Origin of the sequence: Klebsiella sp. FDAARGOS_511, assembly GCF_003812845.1 — a bacterium.
Lineage (GTDB): Bacteria > Pseudomonadota > Gammaproteobacteria > Enterobacterales > Enterobacteriaceae > Klebsiella > Klebsiella grimontii.
On record NZ_CP033824.1, the window covers coordinates 1,582,739 to 1,601,788 of the forward strand.

Below are 19,050 nucleotides of genomic sequence, written 5' to 3' on the forward strand. Positions count from 1 at the left end.
TATATTTAGCGTTCTATTTATTTACCAACTACAGTGCCAAATATATTTGTTATATTTGCATCTGTCTGAATCCCCTGAGCCCCTCCAAAGACGGCCCAAAAACCAGTATTAAAAACTTTTTTGGCATTGATTACTGCTTTTCCTTCGGTATACATATTCAAATAATTGTAGATATTATTTGCGACATTCAAATTCAATTGCGATGTAGCAACCAGGTTACCCATATTAGAGATATTATTCGCATCGACCCTGGTAGTATACCCAGTGATATTACCATTTGCATTGTTAGTCAAATCAGTATTGGTAGTAATCGTCAATAGCTTACCAGAAACGATATCTTTATTGTTAGCAACAGTGTATCCACTAACGTTCAGATTACCATCAGCATTAATGGTATGAGAATTTCTTAAATAGCCGGTAGTTTTTACAGTCACATCCCTCTTCCCACTAATCCAGCCATTATTGAAATAATCACCATTAACATTTATGAAAATATCTCTATCCGAGGAAATAATACCAGTTGCAGTATTTTTAGCGATAGATCCATTACCGTCTAAAGACAGAGAGTCAACATTGATATTCATGTCGCCTGAACTGTAAATAGTTGAATAACTCGCAGCAACATGTTTGGCAGCGATGTTCATTTTGCCGGAATTAGCAACCACCTGCCCTTTGTTGTTTGTCAGGGTACCGGAAAGGTTAATATTTGCATCTCCCGACTGAGAGACAATACGCCCAGAGGTATTGTTGACGTTTTTTGCGCTAATATTCAGGTTGTTACCAGCTATTACGCCGCCTTCCTGGTTCATGAAACCTAAATATTGCCCTGCGTAAGGACCGAACATATTACTAGCGCTCACATTAATATCGCCCTCCGCCTTTAACGTCAAATTTTCATCGGAGACCATCATTGAATACTTGCTGTCCAGATATGAACCTGATTCAACGTTGATATTTTTGGCGAGAATCAATGAGCTGTCATTAATAATTTTGTTAGCTTTAACAGATACGTCACCCTCGGTAGAAGTTAACACAGCAAGACGGCTATCAAATTTGTCGCTAAGCTCGATATTGATACCTTTTACACCAGTGATACCTGTTTGGCTGGTCCGCAGTTCACGTCCTTCGATTGAGATATTCTGACTACTTTCCATTTTTCCCTGGTAGTTATCGATATCTCGAGCCGTCTTTAATTTAATATCACCTGCTGAGGTGATTGTTCCAGCATTATTAAAAATATAATCTGCAGTGATCTCTGTTGCGCGTCCAGAAATTATTCCTTTGGCTTCTACACCGGCCGGATCGAGTGATTTATTATTATTATTTTTAACGGCTTTAGTAGTTTTTATTTTTACATCGGCTACGCTGGACCGAATCAATCCAGTTATATTTTCAATGTTACCAGCACTATCAATCTCTACGTTTCCGTAGGAATCAATAACACCAGAGTTATTGTTCATAGAGCTATTCTTCAGACTGATATAATTGCCATGCATTTGGCCATTACTATTGCTGAGCTCTCCGCTCTCGATAAGTACAATGGCAGCTTCGATACCAGCATTTTTGCTTATCCCAGAATTGTTTAGTTTATTATTATTGGTATTAACCGCTAACATTCCTCCTGACGCTATCTTACCATTGGCATTATCCAGTGCACCGCTTAGAATGTTGATGTCTGATGCAGCTGAAATATTACCCCCGTTGGTATTATTGATGCTGTTTTTAGCAGTCTCAATTGTAATACTTCTACCACTGTTAATTTTACCGCTTATATTATCCAGAGCACCATTAGTATTTACAGCTATGTCGCCACTAGATTGGATTATAGCGCTGTTATTTATTAGCCTACCGTTGCTAGTGATATTAAGACCACTGGCACCGCCGGCTATAGTCCCTTCATTACGTACCCCAACGCCGCCTTCAGTGCTAATCAAATTAATACGGTTGGCATACATACCACCGAGTTTAGAGACATCCACGCCATAGGAAGCTGCTTTATCGATGGCCTCCACTGCGCCGGTGATAGAACCATCGACATCAATAACGTTATTGCCTGCGATGACTGATAGCTCATCAACCCTCAGACTACCATTCACTTTGACGCTACGGGCTAAAATTTCTGTAGGTGATTCGCTCTGGAAGTTACCAATGGCAATATTGCCGCCCTTCACGGTATAAACTGTTAATGCACCATCTTTTACATTTGGCTTACCGGTCGTCAGCGTCCCTTTTTCCGCATTGATAAAACCGCCCCCTTGGGTTGTAATCCCATTTGGGTTAGCAATAATCAGATGAGCTGAGTCGCCTGCCACTTCCATCATCCCGTTAATGGTACTTGCATTTTTTGAAGTTACTTCGTTCAAAATAACTTTCGCGGTTCCACCCGCGAGATTAGCATTACCCTCAATCTGCCCCGCCAGTGTCGTTTGCACGGCGCTGGCGGAGTTATTGAAAATAACCCCTTCTTTGCCCACGTTCAGTGATTCATAAACGTTATGTGAAAGACCTTTGCTATTTGCTTCTTTAGTATTCACAACAGGAACACCGTTTGCTAACGTGACGTTCCCATTAATAATTGAGATATCAGCATGGGCTATTACCGGCAAAAGCAGTAATATAGAAGCAGCAAGAGGATTTAATTTTAGCATTCTCTTTTTATTCGCGTAATGTTTCATATAAACCTTTTCAGATAGTATTGATAGAGCACGGCCTAATGGAATTACACAATGTGCAGTATCGTCATTCACATCAGGCCATTTTTAGTACACTAATTTGCGTACCGATCCTTGAGTGTAAATCACATTCAATTCATCAACATCTTGTATAAAGTAGCCAATATGATTTATGAAATATATGAAGCATAAACTTTAATGTTTTTTAAGCAAAACGTATTGCGGATTATAATTTGAAATTACGAAATTCATCCTCTACAGAGGTTGTTACCCGTTTAAGCTTATACCTGTACTGCACCTTATCGTTAAGGCCGCTTATATTATCCTTATCGGCCACAGCGATTTCATACAACACTTTACTGACTTCGCTATACTTTCCCCGAATAGTTTTATAAATAAAAGTGAATTATCACCCATTATATTAACTTCCAGAATTTCATGACTAAGATCAAAAATGAATATTTCCTGAAAAATAATCCTCAGGGTTTTACCATCCTCGACTCTGTGATGACTCTTTTCTCCTGCAAATCAAAGGAATAACACCGTCTAAAAACACTCACCAACTCTTTGATTTTGTTGGGTTTAAATCTCAACCTCAGATAAAATCACCATTCACCCAGGTACTATTCGCTAGAAAACTCATTTCACAAGATTAATAGAGTGAGAAATCTTGTAAGCATCCAGATGTTAGTATTACTCTGCTGAAATCACTTTGCCCCCCTATACAATGTGTTGTTGAACATTAAATTATAATAATAAAAACCAGGAAAATAATAATCACGATGAATAAAAAAGCTTCATATTTCCCGATCGTACAAATTTTACATAGCGGAAAAATAGTGAGTATCCAATAATCCAACCGACTTTTTAATCGATAAAAACGCTAATAAGTAAATGAATAGGCTACTGAGGAGTTAGCGTGGCAGAACATGAATTATAAATTTGAATGCAAGTTTAAAGACATAACCTTGCTGCCTATCGCCAGCATTATGCAACTGGCGTACTCTGTACCGCTTGCCAATCATACTCGATACGCGGGTTTGATACCTGAGAACAGGGCCCAGTTGAAGGCTGAGAGGGGACTGATTAATTGAAGTGAATATTATTGTGTAGTTGAACTCATTTATTTCACATTTAAAAGTCATGATTAAGAATGTGAGTGAAAATGAGCTGCGGCTTATCCGGTCTCATGAGCCGGATAAGCGCAAACTATCTGAACATGCTGACTAATCGCGGAAATTCTTGAACTGAAACGGCTGACCTAAATCACCGCCGCGCACCAGCGCCATAACCGCCTGCAGGTCGTCGCGAGACTTACCGGTGACGCGAATCTCTTCGCCCTGGATCTGCGCCTGTACTTTCAACTTGCTGTCTTTAATCAGCTTGACGATTTTTTTCTGCGTCGCGCTTTCAATGCCCTGCTTCAGCTTCGCATCGACAAACCAGGTTTTACCGCTGTGCACGAACTCATCCGGCACCTCAATAGAACTGCCTTCGATTCCGCGTTTCAGCAGCTTAGCGCGCAGAATATCCAGCAGTTGGTTAATCTGGAAATCAGACTCGCTGAGGACCTTGATGGTCTCGTTTTTTTCGTTCAGCTCAAAGCTCGCTTCGACGTTACGAAAATCAAAACGCGATTCAACTTCACGGGTCGCGTTCTCTACGGCGTTTCGAACTTCCTGAAGATCGACTTCAGAGACAATATCGAAAGATGGCATCTTTTCCTCTCCTTCCGTTTCTTTTGCGTTGCATAATACCCGCAACGCGACATAACTCAACTTGTTATCCCGAAAGGATAACTGATAACGCTATACTTTAGCCATGAGCACCTGATGCAGCACTCACAGGTGAGGAGGAATAATGAAAGTAACCGTACTCGGATGCGGTGCACTGGGACAGTTATGGCTAACTGCGCTGTTCAAACACGGACATGAAGTCCAGGGCTGGTTACGCGTCCCACAGCCATTCTGTAGTGTCAATGTGATTGAAACCGACGGCAGCGTGTTTAATGAATCTTTTACCGCTAACGATCCTGATTTTCTCGCCAGCAGCGACCTGCTGCTGGTCACCCTCAAAGCCTGGCAGGTCTCTAACGCGGTAAAAAACCTGAGCGCCATTCTGCCGTCGTCAGTACCTGTTCTGCTCATGCACAACGGTATGGGTACCGTTGACGAGCTTAAGACCCTCAAGCAGCCGCTGCTGCTGGCTTCGACAACGCAGGCGGCCCGCCGCGACGGCAACGTGATCGTCCACGTCGCCAACGGCACCAGCCATATTGGCCCGGCGAAAGCCTATCCTGAGGATTATAGCTATCTCGCCGATGTACTGCAGGGCGTGCTGCCCGACGTCGCCTGGCATAACAATATCTACCCCGCGACCTGGAGCAAGCTGGCGGTAAACTGTGTCATTAACCCGCTGACGGCGTTAAAAAACTGTCAGAACGGCGATTTACGCGAATACCCGCAGGAGGTCGCCGCGATTTGTTATGAAGTTGCGGCGGTGATGGATCGCGAGGGGATGCATACCTCACCGGAAAACCTGCTATTCTATGTACATCAGGTTATTGAAAGTACGGCAGAAAATACCTCCTCTATGCTGCAGGATATTCTCGCTCAGCGCCATACGGAAATCGACTATATCACCGGTTATCTGTTAAAACGCGCCCGAGCCCACGGTATCGCCGTACCTGAGAATACCCGCCTGTTTGAACTGGTAAAGCGTAAGGAGAATGAATATGAGCGCGTCGGCACTGATTTGCCTCGCCCCTGGTAGCGAAGAGACCGAAGCGGTCACCACCATTGATTTACTCGTTCGCGGCGGGATAAAGGTCACCACCGCCAGCGTCGCCGGCGATGGCAGCCTGACTATCGTCTGCTCACGCGGCGTTAAGCTGCTGGCCGATGCGCCGCTGGTGGAAGTGGCCGACGGCGATTTCGATATCCTTGTTCTGCCCGGCGGCATTAAAGGCGCGGAGTACTTTCGCGACAGCCCGCTGCTGGTTGAAACAGTACGCCAGTTTCATCTTTCCGGGCGCATCGTAGCGGCTATTTGCGCCGCGGCGGCGACCGTGCTGGTACCGCATAACCTCTTCCCCATTGGCAATATGACCGGGTTTCCGGCCCTGAAAGAGCAAATCCCCGCCGAGCAGTGGCAGGATAAGCGCGTCGTTTGGGATGCTCGCGTTAAGCTGCTCACCAGTCAGGGGCCGGGAACCTCTATTGATTTCGCCCTCAAGATGATCGATCTGCTGGTTGGACGCGAAAAAGCGCATGAAGTCGCCTCCCAACTGGTGATGGCGGCCGGTATTTATAACTACTACGAATAAACGCAAAACGGCAACCCTGGGTTGCCGTTTTTGATGATTGCGCCTTGCTCCTGAGAAACTAGGGGCGATAAACCTTCACATTTTCAAAGCCCTGCTCGCGCAGATACAGCGCCTGCAGGCGGCTCATCACCCCGCGTTCGCACCACAGCAGCCAGGTTTTACTCTGGTCGAGATCGCCAAATTTGGTGCTCAGCTTATAGAAAGGAAGCGAAACGACGTCCACGCCCTCCACCTTCAGCGGCTTATCGTCCTGCTCGTCGATAGAACGGATATCGAGGATCACATCGTTAGGGCCAAAACCGCTAACGGTTTCCACTTCCACCACGTCCTGCTCGGTCTGCTGAGCGATATCGCGGATATCAATATTGCTCGCTTCCGCCACCACTTTATCAAGAATGCTGAAATCGAAGTGCTCTTCTTCCGCCTCGATCTTCGCCTTCACCGCTTTCACGGTCGGGCTCTTCGAGATAACGCCGCAGTATTCCGGCATGGTGCGGGCAAAATCTTCGGTGCCTATTTCACGCGCGAGGTCAATAATGTGCTCTTTATCGTGCGAAATCAGCGGACGCAGAATCAGCGTATCCGAGACGTTGTCGATCAGGCGCAGGTTGGTTAGCGTCTGGCTGGAGACCTGTCCCAGCGCTTCGCCGGTAACCAGCGCCTGCACGCCGTAGCGTTCGGCGACTTTTGACGCCGCGCGCACCATCATGCGCTTAAGCACCACGCCCATCTGACCGTCGTCGACTTTCTCAAGGATCTCGCCCACCACCGGCTCGAAGTTAATCGCCACGAAGCGCACGCGGTGCGAGCTGCCGAAGCGGTTCCACAGATAGTGCGCAACCTGACGCACGCCGATTTCATGGGCAGCGCCGCCGAGGTTAAAGAAGCAGTAATGCACGCGGCAGCCGCGGCGCATCAGCATATAGCTGGAGACGCCGGAGTCGAAACCGCCGGAAATCAGCGACAGCACGTCTTCCTGGGTGCCGATAGGGAAACCACCGATACCTTCGTAGCGCCCTTTCACCAGCAGCAGACGATCGTTTTCGATCTCGAGGTTGACCGTCACATCGGGGTCGGTCAGCTTTACGCGCGCCGTTTCAATATGCTGGTTCAAGCCGCCGCCGACGTAGCGCTCCACTTCGATTGAGGTAAACTCATGCTTACCGCGACGCTTAACGCGCACGCAGAATGTTTTACCTTCCAGCGCTTCACGCCACAGCGGCAGCGTCTGCTCGAAAATATCGTGCAGGGAAGTATAAGGAACGTCTTCGACTTCCAGTATATGGTGGATACCCGGGATACGGGTCAGGGCGTCACGAATGGCCGGACGCTGATTTTCATCCTTCGCCCGGACCTCGATATGATCCCAGTGACGAACGACGGCAAGCGTCTCATCGTAGTTTTTGAGAACGTTACGAATGTTCCCGGTTAAAATTTTAATGAAGCGCAATCGCACAGATTGGCTTTTGATGGTGATTTCCGGGAACAATTTAATGATAAACTTCATGGCGACACTATTCGTTGGCAAGCCCGACGGGGCTTTAAGCATAAAAAGTTGTACAGGCGCAACCGGCGTCTGCATCCAGGGCGCGGAGTATACCACTATTGGGCGCTTTTCACCTGGCATTGCGCGTTATTTGATTAACCGCGCGACTTCGTTACCATATTGATAGCCATCGAGACATTACAAGAGTCTATATTCACTATGCCAAAGAAAAATGAGGCCCCGGCCAGCTTCGAAACCGCCCTGGGCGAGCTGGAGCAAATAGTTAATCGTCTGGAAAGCGGCGCGCTGCCGTTAGAAGAAGCGCTCGGCGAATTTGAGCGCGGGATCCAGCTGGCGCGCCAGGGGCAGGCAAAGCTGCAGCAGGCCGAGCAGCGCGTACAAATTCTACTGGCGGATAGCGAAGACGCGCCGCTTACTCCTTTCACGCCGGACGCTGAATAAATGGACTTCCCGCAACAGCTACAGGCGTGCGTTGAGCAGGCTAACGAAGCGCTGCGCCGTTTTATCGCCCCGCAGCCTTTTCAGAACACTCCGCTGGTTGAAGCCATGCAGTATGGCGCATTATTAGGCGGCAAACGCCTGCGCCCGTTCCTGGTTTACGCCACCGGCGACATGTTTGGCGTCAGCCGCGCTACGCTGGACGCCCCTGCCGCCGCCGTTGAATGCATTCATGCTTATTCGCTGATGCACGACGACCTCCCGGCGATGGACGATGACGATTTACGCCGCGGCCAGCCGACCTGCCATATTAAATTCGGCGAAGCGAACGCAATTCTTGCCGGAGACGCTCTACAAACGCTGGCGTTTTCTATACTAAGCGATGCGCCCATGGCTGAAGTGCCGGATCGCGATCGCCTGGCGATGATTTCCGAACTGGCGCAGGCCAGCGGCATCGCTGGCATGTGCGGCGGTCAGGCGCTGGATCTGGAAGCGGAAGGCCATCAGGTTGACCTGGCGTCGCTGGAGCGTATTCATCGCCATAAAACCGGCGCATTAATTCGCGCCGCGGTACGAATGGGCGCGCTGAGCGCAGGTGAAGCCGGGCGTAAGGCGCTACCCGCTCTCGATCGATACGCCGAAAATATCGGTCTCGCCTTCCAGGTCCAGGATGACATTCTCGACGTGGTAGGGGATACTGCCACCCTTGGCAAACGTCAGGGAGCCGACCAGCAGCTGGGCAAAAGTACCTACCCCGCCCTTCTGGGACTTGAGCAAGCCCGGAAAAAGGCCCATGACCTGATTACCGATGCCCGCCGGTCGTTAACTGAGCTGGCCGCGCAATCTCTGGATACCACGGCACTGGAAGCGCTCGCGAATTACATAATTCAGCGTGATAAATAAACAATAAATGAGTCTCTGATGAGTTTTGATATTGCCAAATACCCGACCCTGGCGCTGGTGGATTCCACCCAGGAGTTGCGTTTGTTGCCGAAAGATAGCCTGCCGAAACTGTGCGACGAACTGCGGCGTTACCTGCTGGACAGCGTCAGCCGTTCCAGTGGGCACTTTGCCTCCGGCCTCGGCACGGTAGAACTGACCGTGGCGCTGCACTACGTCTATAACACCCCTTTCGATCGCCTAATCTGGGACGTCGGCCACCAGGCTTACCCGCATAAAATTCTGACCGGACGCCGCGATCGGATCGGCACCATCCGCCAGAAAGGCGGGCTGCACCCCTTCCCGTGGCGCGGAGAAAGCGAGTATGACGTCCTGAGCGTCGGCCACTCGTCTACTTCCATCTCCGCCGGCATCGGGATAGCCATCGCCGCTGCCAAAGAAGATAAGCAGCGCCGCGCGGTCTGCGTGATTGGCGATGGAGCGATAACCGCGGGAATGGCGTTTGAAGCAATGAACCACGCTGGCGATATTAAACCCGACCTGCTGGTGGTACTCAACGACAATGAAATGTCGATCTCCGAGAACGTTGGCGCGCTAAACAATCATCTGGCTCAGTTGCTTTCCGGCAAGCTCTACTCCACGCTGCGCGAAGGTGGTAAAAAGGTCTTCTCCGGCGTTCCGCCGATTAAAGAGCTGCTCAAACGCACCGAGGAACATATCAAAGGGATGGTCGTCCCGGGAACGCTGTTTGAAGAGCTGGGCTTTAACTATATTGGGCCGGTGGACGGTCATGACGTTATCGGTCTGGTTAATACACTGAAGAATATGCGCGACCTGAAAGGGCCGCAGTTCCTGCATATTATGACTAAAAAAGGCCGCGGCTATGAGCCCGCCGAAAAAGACCCGATCACCTTCCACGCGGTGCCGAAATTCGATCACACCAGCGGCGTGTTGCCGAAAAGCAGCGGCGGCCTGCCCTCTTACTCGAAAATCTTTGGCGACTGGCTGTGCGAAACCGCCGCGAAAGATGACAAGCTGATGGCCGTTACGCCAGCGATGCGCGAAGGTTCGGGGATGGTCGAGTTCTCAAAAAAATATCCCGACCAGTATTTCGACGTGGCTATTGCCGAGCAGCACGCGGTGACCTTTGCCGCCGGGCTGGCAATTGGCGGCTATAAGCCGGTGGTGGCGATTTACTCCACCTTCCTGCAGCGCGCCTATGACCAGGTGATTCACGATGTCGCCATCCAGAAGCTGCCGGTGCTGTTCGCTATCGACCGCGCGGGTATTGTCGGCGCAGATGGGCAAACTCACCAGGGCGCGTTTGATATCTCCTTCCTGCGCTGCATCCCGGATATGGTTATCATGACCCCGAGCGATGAGAACGAGTGCCGCCAGATGCTGTATACCGGTTATCACTACAACGACGGCCCGAGCGCGGTGCGCTATCCGCGCGGCTCCGGTACCGGCGCGGCGTTTGAACCGCTGGCTTCGCTGCCTATCGGTAAAGGCGTGGTGAAACGCGAAGGCGAAAAAATCGCGATTCTGAACTTCGGCACGCTGCTGCCGCAGGCGGCAAAAGTCGCGGAAAAGCTTAACGCCACCCTGGTGGATATGCGCTTTGCCAAACCGCTGGATGAAGCGCTGGTGCTACAGCTGGCCGCAGAACACGAGGTACTGGTCACCCTGGAAGAGAACGCCATTATGGGCGGTGCCGGCAGCGGCGTAAACGAGCTGCTGATGTCGCGCCGCCGCGCGGTTCCAGTGCTGAATCTCGGCCTGCCTGATTTCTTCATCCCGCAGGGAACCCAGGAAGAAGCGCATGCCGACCTCGGCCTGGACGCCGCCGGCATCGAAGCCAAAATCCACGCCTGGCTGGCATAATTGCCGTCACCGCTCCTGCTATGCTTAAAGGATACCCTTTACCCGTAGCAGGAGCGCACTATGCACTACATCCCTCTTGGCGATACCGATCTCCGCGTTTCCCGACTCTGTCTCGGCTGCATGACCTTTGGCGAACCGGACCGCGGTAACCATGCATGGACCTTACCGGAAGAGAGTAGCCGTCCGCTGATAAAATACGCTCTCGAAGGCGGCATTAACTTCTTCGACACCTCTAATAATTACTCTGACGGCAGCAGCGAAGAGATCCTCGGGCGCGCGCTGCGCGAATACGCTCGACGCGATTCCGTTATCGTCGCCACCAAGGTTTACCATCAGGTGGGCGATCTGCCGCAGGGGCTGTCGCGCGCGCAGATCCTGCGTTCCATCGACGACAGCCTGCGTCGCCTCGGCATGGAGTATGTCGATCTGCTGCAGATCCATCGTTGGGATTACACCACGCCCATTGAAGAAACCCTCGAAGCGCTAAACGACGTCGTCAAGGCGGGTAAAGCCCGCTATATCGGCGCATCGTCGATGCATGCCCGCCAGTTTGCCCAAGCGCTGGCGTTGCAGACGCAGAATAACTGGGTCCGCTTCGTCACCATGCAGGATCACTACAATCTGATTTATCGTGAAGAAGAAAAAGAGATGCTGCCGCTGTGCAGTCGTGAAGGCGTCGCGGTGATGCCGTGGAGCCCACTGGCGCGTGGCCGCCTGACGCGTCCGTGGGGGGAAACTACCGCCCGTCTGGTATCAGATGAAGTCGGTAAATCGCTCTACAACGCCATGGATGAGAATGATGAACAGATTGCGACAAACCTGGCTGAAGTCGCGGAAGAACTTGATGCCAACCGCGCCCAGGTCGCGCTGGCCTGGCTATTGAGTAAACCGGGCGTTGCCGCGCCGATTATCGGCGCCTCAAGGCAGGAGCAGCTGGATGAGCTGCTGCATGCGGTCGATTTAACGCTGAAGCCGGAGCAGATTGAAAAGCTGGAGACGCCGTATAAACCGCACCCGATCGTCGGGTTCAAGTAACGCACGGTTCCCTACCTGATTCCCGGCTCGCGCTGCGCTTAGCCGGGCTACAGGTTCACCAGCATCTGCGGACGACGAGTTCACCACCGCCTCCGGGAACGCCTGCCTGCTCGATTTCCCAGGGGCGGGCCGGATTTTATTTAGAAAAGACCGATCGGCCAGTGGTGGCCAATCACGTACAGCACCCCGGCGGAAATCACCCCGGCGACGATATCGTCGACCATGATCCCCATCCCGCCGTGAATATTGCGGTCGAACCAGCGGATAGGCCACGGCTTCCACATATCAAAGATGCGAAAAATCACAAAGCCGGCGGCGACCCACTGCCAGTCCATCGTCGGTAAAGCCATCAGGGTAATCCACATCCCAACGAACTCATCCCAGACGATGCTGCCGTGATCGTGGGTGCCCATATCTTTCGCCGTACGGTGGCAAATATAGACGCCAATGCAGATGCTCATCATCACCGCCAGCGAATAGAGCTGCCAGGGGAGTAACGTCAGCAGATACCAGAAGGGGATCGACGCCAGCGACCCCATTGTGCCGGGAACTACCGGGCTAAGGCCGCTGCCGAAGCCCGTTGCCAGCAGATGCCAGGGATTGCTCATCTTCAGGCGGCTTTTCGCCGCATCTCTACTCCGCGCCAAAATGATCGTATCCCTTAAAATCGAACGTAACGGGCTTACCTTCCCGCATGAACTGCAGACCTTCCGATTGCGGAAGTATCTGTCCAATACAGGTAAAGCGCGCGCCGAGATTGGCAAGGGCCACGTCCAGCGCCCCGCGATTGAGTTCAGGCACGGTAAAGCACAGCTCATAATCTTCACCGCCGGAGAGCGCCCAGCGCAGCGCCTGTTCCGTCTCAACCTGGCGCAGCATCGCATCCGAGAACGGCATCGCATCGAGATCGACGCGCGCGCCGCAGCCGCTGGCGTCAAGAATATGCCCCAGGTCGGAAATCAGGCCGTCGGAGAGATCGATGGCGGAATTCGCTAAATCGCGCAGCGCCTGCCCCTGCAGAACCCGCGGTAGCGGACGCAGATGACGCGCCAGGAGATAATCCGCGTCGGCGTCATCTTCAACCTGCAGCCGATCCTGCAAAATCGCCAGACCCGCGGCGCTATCGCCGGGCGTGCCGGTGACGTAAATCCAGTCTCCCGGCTTCGCCCCGGAACGCTTCAGGCCGCGTCCCGTCGGCACAAAGCCGTGGATACCCAGCGTCATCGACAGCGGTCCGCGTGTGGTATCGCCGCCAATGAGCTGCATATCATAATAGTTGAGCTGCACAAACAGGCTGTCGCTAAAGGCTTCAAGCCAGGCTTCGTCCGCTTCCGGCAAGGTCAGGGCCAGGGTTAACCACGCCGGTTCAGCGCCCATTGCCGCCAGGTCGCTCAGGTTGACCGCCAGCGCTTTATAGGCGAGGTCGGCAGGGTCGATATCGGGTAAAAAATGGTTTCCCGCCACCAGGGTGTCGGTGCTGATTGCCAGCGTTTTTTTCTCGGGGATGTTCAGGAGCGCGCAGTCGTCGCCAATGCCGGTTTCAACATCAAGACGAGCGCTTTTTACGCGATCAAAATAACGGGCAATCAGGGAAAATTCGCCGCATGCCATACGTTATGCCTCAGAAAAAGAAAAGAATAAGGCCGGTTTGCAAGAGTGAGACTCTACAAAAACCGGCCCTGGAGTTTACTTTTTGTTGGGACGAATTACCGGGGCAGCTTTGTCCAGCACGCCGTTGACAAACTTATGGCTATCTTCAGCGCCAAAGGTTTTCGCCAGTTCGATGGCTTCGTTAATCGCAACTTTGTACGGTACATCGCTACGCTTTGACAGCTCAAACAGTGCGATACGCAACACCGCTTTTTCCACCTGACCCAGCTCGTCCAGCAGACGAGAAAGATACGGCTTCATCAGGCCGTCGAGATACGCGCTGTTAGTCGCCACTCCGGACAGCAGTTCGCGGAAATACAGAACGTCTACATCTTTCACATCCTGTTCCGCCAGGAACTGGTATTCGACATCAGCGATGTCGTTTTTGGACAACTGCCAGGAGTAAAGCGCCTGGACAGCACACTCACGGGCGCGGCGACGAGCAGCAGGTTTCACGGAATTCCCCTTACAAAAATCAGGCCTTGATGGCTTTCAATACGTTAATCATTTCCAGCGCGGTCAGCGCTGCTTCAGCGCCTTTGTTACCGGCTTTGGTGCCAGCGCGTTCGATGGCTTGTTCAATACTTTCTGTGGTCAGAACACCGAAGGCTACCGGGATTCCGCTGTCCTGAGCGACGTGCGCCAGGCCATTGCTTGCACCGCCAGCCACATATTCAAAGTGCGCAGTGCCGCCACGGATAACGGTACCCAGCGCGATCACCGCGTCATACTTACCGGTTTTCGCCAGTGCGTCAGCCGCCAGCGGCAGCTCATACGCGCCTGGAACCCAAACAACGGTAATGTTTTCATCTTTGACCTGGCCAATACGCTTCAGGGCGTCAATCGCGCCATCCAGCAGGCTGTCGTTGATAAAGTTGTTGAAACGCGCAATGGTGATGGCGACGCGAGCGTCCGGGGTAGCAACGTTAGCTTCAATAATGTTCATACTCTTCCTTCGGGTTCAGTTCATTTGGCCCCGCAAGGGGGGCGGATTCTATCATAATAATCGGCGCACTGCTTTCCCTTTTGTCCGGGGAAATCAAGCGTTCACTAAATGCAGGCAAATATCCGGGCCTACATGACGTATCTCATTGAATTTGAAATGGGGTGCTTGCTCAAGTTTCTCAAGCCCCGGCAGTACACATAATCCGCGCGCATCGCTGCCTAACAGTTTAGGCGCAATATAGACGATAAGCTCGTCCACCAGCCCGGCCTCGAGCAGCGCGCCGGCAAGGGTGGGGCCTGCTTCCACCCAAATCGTATTCATTTGCTGTTTGCCCAGCAGCATCATCAGTACAACCAGATCCAGGCGACCGTTATGCTCCGGCACCAGCAGCGTGCGTACGCTCTCCGGCCACTGGCGTTCATCTTCTCGGGTACGGGCAAATAGCGTTTCACCTGCCTGCTCCACGATGCGATGCTGCGGGGTGACGCGATTCCGACTATCGATAACGATGCGTAGAGGCTGACGCAGGTTTTCCTGGGGGTACAGCGCCTGAGTGTCGGCGTTGAGCTCGTCCCAGCGTACGGTTAGCGCCGGGTCATCCGCCAGCACCGTCGCGCTACTGGTCAGGATGGCGTGGCTTTGCGCGCGCAGGCGCTGCACATCGCGCCGCGCCTGCGGCGAGGTGATCCACTGGCTCTCCCCGCTGGCCATCGCCGTACGCCCATCCAGCGATGCGCCCATTTTTAACTGAATATAAGGAAAGCCGGTGCGCATGCGTTTAAGAAAGCCTTTATTCAGCGCTTCGGCTTCATTCATCATCAGCCCATGGCTGACGTCTACCCCTTCCTGCTGTAAACGGTACAAACCACGCCCCGCGACCTGCGGGTTCGGGTCCTGCATCGCCGCTACCACACGGCTTACTCCCGCGGCAATCAGCGCTTCGCAGCACGGTGGCGTACGACCGTGATGGCTACAGGGTTCCAGCGTGACGTACGCCGTCGCGCCTTGCGCTTTTTCGCCCGCCATGCGCAGCGCGTGCACTTCCGCGTGCGGTTCGCCGGCGCGATAGTGAAAACCTTCGCCGACGATCTCGCCATCTTTAACGATCACGCAGCCGACATTCGGATTGGGGTGAGTGGTGAAGCGTCCGCGCGCGGCCAGCTTCAGCGCTCGCGCCATGTACATTTCGTCCTGCATGGGCTCAGTCCTGTAAGCGGGCGATCTCTTCGCCGAACTCTTTGATATCTTCGAAGCTGCGGTAGACGGAAGCAAAGCGGATGTAGGCGACTTTATCGAGCTTTTTCAGCTGCTCCATCACCAGGTTGCCGATCATTTTACTCGGCACTTCGCGCTCGCCGGTCCCGCGCAGATGGGTTTTTATGTGGTTAAGCGCCATCTCGACGTCGTCCGAGCTGACCGGACGCTTCTCCAGCGCTTTCAGCATTCCGCTGCGCAGTTTGTCCTCATTAAAAGGCTCGCGCACGTCGTTACTTTTTACGACCCGCGGCATCACCAGTTCCGCCACTTCAAACGTCGTAAAGCGTTCATTACAGACCAGACACTGACGACGACGACGCACGGAAGAGCCCTCGCCCACCAGACGAGAGTCGATAACTTTGGTATCTACGGCGAAACAGAAAGGGCAATGCATGGCGCGTCCTGACATGTAGTTAAACTAACGGGTAGTTTACCGCGAAGTGACCCGACAACAAAGAAAGAGCTTTTGAGACAAAGGATCTATAGTGCGATTATCCGAACGATCTACCATTAAGCATCCTCTGTTAACGGAATCCCAACTATGACAAGACGTTATTTAAAACTGGCCATTGTGGGTAGCATTTTCACCCTCAGCGCCTGCGCGCAGCAAAGCGAAATCCGCCAGATGAACCAGAGCGTGAGCACGCTGAGCAAAGAGATGACCCAACTCAATCAGCAGACGGTCAAAATCACCCAGCAAAACGTGCTGAATGCGAAATCGAGCAGCGGCGTTTATCTGCTGCCGGCCGCGAAAACGCCGGCCCGCCTGAAAAGCCAGATCGGTACCCTGCGCATGTCTCTGCTCAATATCACTCAGGATGGCGACGGTACCCGCCTGACGCTGCGCATCCAGGGTGAATCAAACGATCCGCTGCCGGCCTTTAGCGCGACGGTGGCCTCGGGGCAGATCAGCGGCACCACTGAGAGCTATCAGGAAGTTAACGTGCAAAATCAGCTGATTAGCGCCCCGGCAAGCGTTCTGGCGCCGAGCGATGTCGATATTCCGCTGCGCCTGAATGGCGTAACGCCCGAGCAGGTTGGCTTTGTCCGCATCCACGATATCCAGCCCGCAAACCTGCCGTAACTCCCTTCTGCCGGGTGTCGCGAACATCCGGCTTCCCCTCTCGCGCCAATCCACTTACAGATTTTCCATTCAGTTCACTAAAAATTGACAGGATTTATGAATTTCAGTGGCATTCCGTCAAGAAATGCATAAAATCGTGAACGCAATCGATTACGTTAATGTTCGTTATGTGAAACAACACATATTTTTGTGAGCAATGATTCCTATAATAGACGCCACAGAAATACGAAATATTTAGAAACGCTTCGGCGCTTCTTTTAACGCCTTCAGGCTTAATTTAAACAGTGGCATCATTATGAAAAAAACATTACTGGCCGCCGGCGCAGCTCTGGCGCTCTCCGCATCTTTCTCTGCCAGCGCGGCAGAAAACGACAAACCGCAATATCTGTCTGATTGGTGGCACCAGAGTGTGAACGTGGTGGGTAGCTACCACACTCGTTTTGGGCCACAGATCCGTAACGATACTTATCTGGAATATGAAGCGTTCGCCAAGAAAGACTGGTTTGATTTCTATGGCTATATGGATGCGCCGGTCTTCTTCGGCGGTAACACCAACGCGAAAGGCATCTGGAACCACGGTTCGCCGCTGTTTATGGAAATTGAGCCGCGCTTCTCTATCGACAAACTGACCGGTACCGACCTCAGCTTCGGCCCGTTTAAAGAGTGGTATTTCGCCAACAACTACATCTACGACATGGGCCGCAACAAGTCCGGTCGTCAGAGCACCTGGTATATGGGTCTGGGTACCGATATCGATACCGGCCTGCCGATGAGCCTGTCGCTGAACGTCTATGCGAAATACCAGTGGCAAAACTATGGCGCGTCTAACGAGAACGAGTGGGACGGCTACCGCTTCAAAGTAAAATACTTTGTGCCGCTGACCGACCTGTGGGGCGGTTCACTGAGCTATATCGGCTTCACCAACTTTGACTGGGGCTCCGATCTGGGCGATGACAACTCTTATGATTTGAACGGTAAGCATTCACGCACCAGCAACTCCATTGCTTCCAGCCATATCCTGGCGCTGAACTACGATCACTGGCACTACTCCGTCGTGGCGCGTTACTTCCACAACGGCGGCCAGTGGGCTGACGACGCGAAGCTGAACTTCGGCGACGGCGACTTTAACGTTCGCTCGACCGGCTGGGGTGGTTACTTCGTGGTTGGTTACAACTTCTAATCGGCGCGAATTTTCCCCGGCGAATACGCCGGGGAAAGTATAAAAAGCTAGCGCTCTTCGCATCTCACCTTACGTAAAAAATCACTCAATGAGCGATCGGCTCGTTCGCTAAAATGACGCCCGGTTGCGGAAATTTCCAGGCAGCGGTCGAGGCGAAAACAGCGATAATCTTCCCGCAGCTCACACCAGGTCACCAGCAGCCAGCGCTCGCCCCAGAAAAATAGCCCCAGCGGCAGCACTTCACGCTGCGATACCTTTCCCGCTTCATCGCGATAGTGCAGCGCCAGCGCCTGCTGGGCGGAAACTGCCCGATGCACTAAATCAAATTGATCTTTGCTATAGCCCTGAGCGCCAAAGTCGGGAGCAAACAGCCTCGACTGCTCCGCCTTGCGCCGGCTCTCGGCAGGCAAAATGGCCAGCACTTTTTCCTGCGCCGATTCCAGCGCCAGGGATAGCGACGCGCCGCCCCAGGTTTGCAGCAGCCGAATAGCGGCTACCAGCGCTTCCGATTCCTGGGTTGTCAGCATCAGCGGCGGTAGGTCGTAGCCCGCCAGCAGCCGGTAGCCGCTTCCGGCCTCCCCCTCAACCGGGACGCCGGAGAGCGAAAGATCGCGAATGTCGCGGTAGATCGTGCGCTCCGATACGCCAAGCCGCTCGGCCAGCAGTCCGGCGGTCGTTAATCTCCTACCGCGCAGGATCTGAACGATTTGAAAAAGGCGGTCGGCGCGTCGGCTCATTTCTGTTGTCTCATTTACGCAGGTTGGTGAAGGCCAATCCGATTACCCTCGCTATCATTAAAAAGGGCAATCGTGCCGATATCGTCCGCCAGCTCAAGGGGGCCAAACACGCAGCTTCCGCCCGCCGAGTTGACGCGATCGAGCGTGGCCGCCAGATTGTCAGTATGCAGATAGATAATACATCCCTGATCGGAGGGCTTAACGCCATCGAACTTTGCCAGCGCGCCGCCGGGAGCCGGGTCCTCATACGGAAAAACGGCCATTTCGATGCAATCCATTTTTTCCCGACGCAGCGTCACCTGCATCACCGGCTCGTAAAACGCCACGGCACGATCCATCTCCACCACCGGAATCTCAAACCAGTTAATTACGTTGTTCATACATCCTCCTGTCCATTGTTTGGGTTCAGGAGGAGTGTATGACAGGCCTACTGAC

The 19,050-nt window shown here is 52.7% G+C and carries 19 protein-coding genes; 8 read left to right on the forward strand and 11 right to left on the reverse strand.

Translation table 11 applies throughout. The features are described 5' to 3' along the window. Nucleotides 1-17: 17 nt before the first annotated feature. On the reverse strand, nucleotides 18-2,675 hold the full coding sequence (locus EGY08_RS08710) for a filamentous hemagglutinin N-terminal domain-containing protein (RefSeq protein WP_123828411.1): 2,658 nt from the start codon (nucleotides 2,673-2,675) through the stop codon (nucleotides 18-20). Nucleotides 2,676-3,898: 1,223 nt separating this feature from the next. Further along, complete coding sequence (locus EGY08_RS08715) at nucleotides 3,899-4,390, reverse strand: YajQ family cyclic di-GMP-binding protein (RefSeq protein WP_004129715.1); 492 nt, start codon at nucleotides 4,388-4,390, stop codon at nucleotides 3,899-3,901. A 142-nt stretch (nucleotides 4,391-4,532) separates the two neighbouring features. Here EGY08_RS08715 and panE point away from each other — a divergent pair, with 142 nt between their 5' ends. Then, nucleotides 4,533-5,444, forward strand: a complete 912-nt coding sequence (panE, locus tag EGY08_RS08720; RefSeq protein ID WP_004129706.1) for a 2-dehydropantoate 2-reductase — start codon at nucleotides 4,533-4,535, stop codon at nucleotides 5,442-5,444. Further along, nucleotides 5,407-5,997 (forward strand): protein deglycase YajL, encoded by a 591-nt coding sequence (gene yajL / locus EGY08_RS08725; protein WP_004129704.1) that lies wholly within the window; start codon nucleotides 5,407-5,409, stop codon nucleotides 5,995-5,997. The genes panE and yajL overlap by 38 nt, the downstream gene beginning before the upstream one ends. A gap of 58 nt (nucleotides 5,998-6,055) precedes the next feature. Here yajL and thiI read toward each other — a convergent pair whose 3' ends face one another. Next, entirely contained in the window at nucleotides 6,056-7,504 is a 1,449-nt protein-coding gene (thiI, locus tag EGY08_RS08730) for a tRNA uracil 4-sulfurtransferase ThiI (RefSeq protein WP_032742058.1), read from the reverse strand. 198 nt (nucleotides 7,505-7,702) lie between these two features. Here thiI and xseB point away from each other — a divergent pair, with 198 nt between their 5' ends. From xseB to EGY08_RS08750, 4 genes are read left to right on the forward strand one after another with little or no spacing between them, the layout of a single operon-like run. Continuing rightward, on the forward strand, nucleotides 7,703-7,945 hold the full coding sequence (gene xseB, locus EGY08_RS08735) for an exodeoxyribonuclease VII small subunit (RefSeq protein ID WP_004129702.1): 243 nt from the start codon (nucleotides 7,703-7,705) through the stop codon (nucleotides 7,943-7,945). Next, a complete protein-coding gene (ispA, locus tag EGY08_RS08740) occupies nucleotides 7,946-8,845 on the forward strand; it encodes a (2E,6E)-farnesyl diphosphate synthase (protein ID WP_004129701.1) in 900 nt (299 codons plus the stop codon). It abuts the gene before it with no gap. Nucleotides 8,846-8,863: 18 nt separating this feature from the next. Next, on the forward strand, nucleotides 8,864-10,726 hold the full coding sequence (dxs, locus tag EGY08_RS08745) for a 1-deoxy-D-xylulose-5-phosphate synthase (RefSeq protein WP_004129698.1): 1,863 nt from the start codon (nucleotides 8,864-8,866) through the stop codon (nucleotides 10,724-10,726). Nucleotides 10,727-10,786: 60 nt separating this feature from the next. Then, entirely contained in the window at nucleotides 10,787-11,761 is a 975-nt protein-coding gene (locus EGY08_RS08750) for an aldo/keto reductase (RefSeq protein WP_004129695.1), read from the forward strand. Nucleotides 11,762-11,901: 140 nt separating this feature from the next. Here the strand turns inward: EGY08_RS08750 and pgpA are convergent, their stop codons facing one another. From pgpA to nrdR, 6 genes are all read right to left on the reverse strand, one after another. Continuing rightward, nucleotides 11,902-12,369, reverse strand: coding sequence for a phosphatidylglycerophosphatase A (pgpA, locus tag EGY08_RS08755; RefSeq protein ID WP_032721293.1), 468 nt, complete (start codon nucleotides 12,367-12,369; stop codon nucleotides 11,902-11,904). 25 nt (nucleotides 12,370-12,394) lie between these two features. After that, nucleotides 12,395-13,372: a thiamine-phosphate kinase gene (gene thiL / locus EGY08_RS08760; protein WP_004129692.1), complete on the reverse strand. Its 978-nt coding sequence runs from the start codon at nucleotides 13,370-13,372 to the stop codon at nucleotides 12,395-12,397. Nucleotides 13,373-13,447: 75 nt separating this feature from the next. Continuing rightward, nucleotides 13,448-13,867: a transcription antitermination factor NusB gene (gene nusB, locus EGY08_RS08765; protein ID WP_004099457.1), complete on the reverse strand. Its 420-nt coding sequence runs from the start codon at nucleotides 13,865-13,867 to the stop codon at nucleotides 13,448-13,450. A 19-nt stretch (nucleotides 13,868-13,886) separates the two neighbouring features. Further along, nucleotides 13,887-14,357, reverse strand: coding sequence for a 6,7-dimethyl-8-ribityllumazine synthase (ribE, locus tag EGY08_RS08770; protein WP_004129690.1), 471 nt, complete (start codon nucleotides 14,355-14,357; stop codon nucleotides 13,887-13,889). 93 nt (nucleotides 14,358-14,450) lie between these two features. Beyond that, complete coding sequence (ribD, locus tag EGY08_RS08775; RefSeq protein WP_049114422.1) at nucleotides 14,451-15,554, reverse strand: bifunctional diaminohydroxyphosphoribosylaminopyrimidine deaminase/5-amino-6-(5-phosphoribosylamino)uracil reductase RibD; 1,104 nt, start codon at nucleotides 15,552-15,554, stop codon at nucleotides 14,451-14,453. 4 nt (nucleotides 15,555-15,558) lie between these two features. After that, nucleotides 15,559-16,008, reverse strand: coding sequence for a transcriptional regulator NrdR (nrdR, locus tag EGY08_RS08780; protein WP_004099449.1), 450 nt, complete (start codon nucleotides 16,006-16,008; stop codon nucleotides 15,559-15,561). A gap of 147 nt (nucleotides 16,009-16,155) precedes the next feature. Between nrdR and EGY08_RS08785 the strand changes: the two genes are divergently transcribed. Then, nucleotides 16,156-16,698, forward strand: coding sequence for a DUF3251 domain-containing protein (locus EGY08_RS08785; RefSeq protein WP_049114423.1), 543 nt, complete (start codon nucleotides 16,156-16,158; stop codon nucleotides 16,696-16,698). Between the two features lie 295 nt (nucleotides 16,699-16,993). Continuing rightward, the gene (locus EGY08_RS08790) at nucleotides 16,994-17,878 is read left to right on the forward strand and encodes a nucleoside-specific channel-forming protein Tsx (protein ID WP_004129680.1); all 885 of its coding nucleotides are present in this window, start codon (nucleotides 16,994-16,996) and stop codon (nucleotides 17,876-17,878) included. Between the two features lie 47 nt (nucleotides 17,879-17,925). Here EGY08_RS08790 and EGY08_RS08795 read toward each other — a convergent pair whose 3' ends face one another. Both EGY08_RS08795 and EGY08_RS08800 read right to left on the reverse strand, forming a co-directional pair. Then, nucleotides 17,926-18,615: a helix-turn-helix transcriptional regulator gene (locus EGY08_RS08795; protein ID WP_004129678.1), complete on the reverse strand. Its 690-nt coding sequence runs from the start codon at nucleotides 18,613-18,615 to the stop codon at nucleotides 17,926-17,928. A 14-nt stretch (nucleotides 18,616-18,629) separates the two neighbouring features. Continuing rightward, on the reverse strand, nucleotides 18,630-18,995 hold the full coding sequence (locus EGY08_RS08800) for a VOC family protein (protein ID WP_004129676.1): 366 nt from the start codon (nucleotides 18,993-18,995) through the stop codon (nucleotides 18,630-18,632). Nucleotides 18,996-19,050: the final 55 nt, after the last annotated feature.

Bases quoted from the DNA above. Each gene is read 5' to 3' on its own strand.
- ispA (WP_004129701.1), top strand. From the start codon at position 7,946: ATGGACTTCCCGCAACAGCTACAGGCGTGCGTTGAGCAGGCTAACGAA.
- dxs (WP_004129698.1), top strand. From the start codon at position 8,864: ATGAGTTTTGATATTGCCAAATACCCGACCCTGGCGCTGGTGGATTCC.
- yajL (WP_004129704.1), top strand. From the start codon at position 5,407: ATGAGCGCGTCGGCACTGATTTGCCTCGCCCCTGGTAGCGAAGAGACC.
- xseB (WP_004129702.1), top strand. From the start codon at position 7,703: ATGCCAAAGAAAAATGAGGCCCCGGCCAGCTTCGAAACCGCCCTGGGC.
- EGY08_RS08795 (WP_004129678.1), bottom strand. From the start codon at position 18,615: ATGAGCCGACGCGCCGACCGCCTTTTTCAAATCGTTCAGATCCTGCGC.
- EGY08_RS08800 (WP_004129676.1), bottom strand. From the start codon at position 18,995: ATGAACAACGTAATTAACTGGTTTGAGATTCCGGTGGTGGAGATGGAT.
- pgpA (WP_032721293.1), bottom strand. From the start codon at position 12,369: ATGAGCAATCCCTGGCATCTGCTGGCAACGGGCTTCGGCAGCGGCCTT.
- nrdR (WP_004099449.1), bottom strand. From the start codon at position 16,008: ATGCATTGCCCTTTCTGTTTCGCCGTAGATACCAAAGTTATCGACTCT.
- EGY08_RS08790 (WP_004129680.1), top strand. From the start codon at position 16,994: ATGAAAAAAACATTACTGGCCGCCGGCGCAGCTCTGGCGCTCTCCGCA.
- thiI (WP_032742058.1), bottom strand. From the start codon at position 7,504: ATGAAGTTTATCATTAAATTGTTCCCGGAAATCACCATCAAAAGCCAA.
- EGY08_RS08715 (WP_004129715.1), bottom strand. From the start codon at position 4,390: ATGCCATCTTTCGATATTGTCTCTGAAGTCGATCTTCAGGAAGTTCGA.
- thiL (WP_004129692.1), bottom strand. From the start codon at position 13,372: ATGGCATGCGGCGAATTTTCCCTGATTGCCCGTTATTTTGATCGCGTA.
- ribE (WP_004129690.1), bottom strand. From the start codon at position 14,357: ATGAACATTATTGAAGCTAACGTTGCTACCCCGGACGCTCGCGTCGCC.
- EGY08_RS08750 (WP_004129695.1), top strand. From the start codon at position 10,787: ATGCACTACATCCCTCTTGGCGATACCGATCTCCGCGTTTCCCGACTC.
- EGY08_RS08710 (WP_123828411.1), bottom strand. From the start codon at position 2,675: ATGAAACATTACGCGAATAAAAAGAGAATGCTAAAATTAAATCCTCTT.
- ribD (WP_049114422.1), bottom strand. From the start codon at position 15,554: ATGCAGGACGAAATGTACATGGCGCGAGCGCTGAAGCTGGCCGCGCGC.
- panE (WP_004129706.1), top strand. From the start codon at position 4,533: ATGAAAGTAACCGTACTCGGATGCGGTGCACTGGGACAGTTATGGCTA.
- EGY08_RS08785 (WP_049114423.1), top strand. From the start codon at position 16,156: ATGACAAGACGTTATTTAAAACTGGCCATTGTGGGTAGCATTTTCACC.